Source organism: Sphingobium sp. FG11, from assembly GCF_057809915.1.
In genome coordinates this window covers 1-2,789 of sequence record NZ_JBMDKW010000034.1, presented here as the reverse complement: position 1 = coordinate 2,789, position 2,789 = coordinate 1, and the positions used below count along the sequence as shown (strand labels likewise).

The 2,789-nt window shown below is 64.1% G+C and carries 2 protein-coding genes; both read right to left on the bottom strand.

All coding sequences use genetic code 11. The features are described from left to right. Positions 1 to 259: 259 nt before the first annotated feature. Positions 260 to 1,069, bottom strand: coding sequence for an IS21-like element helper ATPase IstB (gene istB, locus ACODSN_RS16330; protein ID WP_489056542.1), 810 nt, complete (start codon positions 1,067 to 1,069; stop codon positions 260 to 262). Continuing rightward, positions 1,069 to 2,574: an IS21 family transposase gene (gene istA, locus ACODSN_RS16325; RefSeq protein WP_489056541.1), complete on the bottom strand. Its 1,506-nt coding sequence runs from the start codon at positions 2,572 to 2,574 to the stop codon at positions 1,069 to 1,071. The genes istB and istA overlap by 1 nt, the downstream gene beginning before the upstream one ends. Positions 2,575 to 2,789 lie beyond the last annotated feature (215 nt).

The following is a 2,789-nucleotide window of genomic DNA, read 5'->3' as shown; positions in this document are numbered from 1 at the left end:
TGTAGCGCGACGATTACGGTGTCCGGTCGGCGTCAATTTTGATGGCCGATAGGTGGCCGCGCCGGTTGGTGAATTCTGGCTACCATTTGCTGTTGCGAGGAGCAACCGTCGAGCGACAATTATGACGCTGGGTAATTGTCGCTGGCGCTGGCCGGAAGCGAGGGTTTGAAGCGCATGGGATGGTTGGCATGTAATTGCCGCTGGCGACAATTACCCGTTGCCTCAGCAAGGGTGCTCCCGAGCGCGAAGCCAGCGACAATTATGATGGCCGGTCCGGGGCGCCATTGGGCGGGTCGTAATCGCCGGCGTTGATGCGGGCGACGGCGGAACGCTTGCGGTAGCTTTCGCCGTTCATCTCGATGATGGTCGAGTGGTGCACGAGGCGGTCGATCGCGGCGACAGTCATGGCGGGATCAGGGAAGACGTTGTCCCATGCCGAAAATGGCTGGTTGGCGGTAATGGCGAGCGAGTGGCGTTCGTAGCGGTGGGCGATGAGCTCGAACAAGGCGCTGGTCTCGACCTGGTCCTTGCGGACGTAGGACAGATCGTCGAGCACGATGAGATCGAACTTGTCGAGCTTGTCGAGCATGGCGGGCAGGCTGAGGTCGCGGCGCGCGGACTGGAGCTTCTGGACCATGTCGGTGGTGGAGCAGAACAGGACGCGCCGCCCCGTGTCGATGAGGGCATGGCCAATGGCGGCAACTGCGTGCGTCTTGCCGGTCCCGCTCTGGCCGAACAGCAGCAGGTTGCCGCCGTTCTCGATCCAGTCGTCACCGGCGGCGAGGAACAAGAGGTGCGGTTTGCGGATGCCGGGGGCGGCGTCGAAATCGAAGGTGGCGAAGGTCTTGCCTGCGGGCAAGCCGGACTGGTCGCGATGGCGCTGGATGCGCCGGGAGGAGCGATCAGCCATCTCGATCTCGAGAAGCGAGGCCAGCAGGTTGGCGGCCGGCCAGCCATCGCGATCGGCGGTGTCGGTGAGGCGCTTCCAGTTGCGGTTGATGCTCGGCAGGCGCAAGGCCTTCAGCAGGGTAGGCAGTACGGCGGCGGCCTGATCCTTGGTGCGGGTCATCAGTGCACCTCCCCGCTGGCGATCAGGCTGTTGTAGCTGTGCAGATCGGGTGGCGGGATAGCGACATCGCGCTGCGATCTTGCGGTTGGCAGGAACTCGTCCCTGAGCGCATCGACATCGGGCAAGCGCCCGCTGTCGAGAGCCTCATCGATCCGCCGGGCCAGCACGTCGACACAGTCGCCCCTGGCGGCGATATCGAGCAGCGCGACGGCATCGCGGCAGGCCTGCCGTCCATCGAGTTGGGCATCGAAGGCTTGCCAGGCCCGCCGGTAGGCGTGATCGGGGAAGAGGGCTTCGCGGTAGACGAGGTTGCGCAGTGCACCGGGCTTGCGGCGCAGGTTACCGATCATGTGCCGGAAATCGATGCTATGCCCCCGGTGGGGATGACTGATCCGCACACGCGGCGTGGACATTACCCTGTCCGGACCGAGGAAGAGCTCGATGCGATCGTCAAAGAGATGCACGTTGAGGCGCCGTCCGACGAGGCGGGAAGGCACCGAATAGGTAACCCGATCGATGGCGACGGTGCCGTTGCGGGTGACATCGACGGTGACCATGGCGAAATCGGTGGTTCGCCTTGCGGGCAGCGCCTTGAGTACCCTGCGTTCTGCATCGATGCGCGCAGCATGCCGCCGGTTCTGTCTGGCGACCTGCGCCTCAACGAACTCGCGCCAGGCCTCGATGCTGACGAAATCGCGGCTGCCCCGCCGGCGTAAGGCCTGATCGAGCCGTCGCTTGAGATGGGCATGGGGACCTTCGATCGATCCGTTCTCGTGCGCCTCGCCGCGGTTGTTGCGGGTAGCAAGCATGCCGTAATGACGACACAGCTCGTCATAGCTTCGGGTGAAATCCCGCTGCGCATCGGCGTCGAGGTTTTTGTAGGCGGCTGACAGGGAATCGCTGCGGTGTTCGGCCGGCGCACCGCCCAGCTTCCACAACGCATCCTGCAGGTGCTCCGAAAGGGCGGCAAAGCTCTCCCCGCCCAGCACGACAGCCGCATGCTCCCAGCCACTCGCCGCCAAGCGGAAGTGGTAGAGGCGATAGGCCAGGGTCTCGCCGGCAACGGTGACCTTGAGACTGTCGCATACCGTGAAATCCGACAGGCCCTGCCGACCGGGCTCATGATGCTGCGGGAAGAAGATCTCCTTCTCGCCGCCGTGCAGTGCCCGCCAGCGGGCGATCCGGCGTTCCAGTGTTCGTCGTATCGCATCGGGAACAGCATCCTCGCCGAACTCGTCCTGGAGCGTCTCGAAGACCGTGACGGCAATGATACCGTCGATCTGGAGCAACTCCTCTATACGTGGCCAGAATGGCTCGAGCGGATCGGCGCGGGTGCGCCAGTGGCGCTCCTTCTTCTTCTGGGACGGAAGCTGCGGATCGTTCTCGATCCGGCGTGCGCTGCGTTCGCTGATACCGGCCTTGGCAGCCGCGACGGCCTGGGTGTGTTGGCGACGATGGGTCATGAAGAGAAATACCTGCTGATCGGAAATGTGGTGGCCCGGCATCGCAAACCCATCGCTCGTTGTTCGATGAGTGTTCCGATACCACCGCCCGCCACAGCCCCGATCTGCCCCCCGAAAGAAGGGGAAAAAGATCGCCACCGGTTGTCTGGTCCGCTCTCCGGTCGGGGCTGCGCCCCTCCCTACGATCAGACCAGACAACCGATCCTACCGGCCATCATAGTCGCCGCTCAACCGGCCATCGTAGTTGTCGCCGCGCA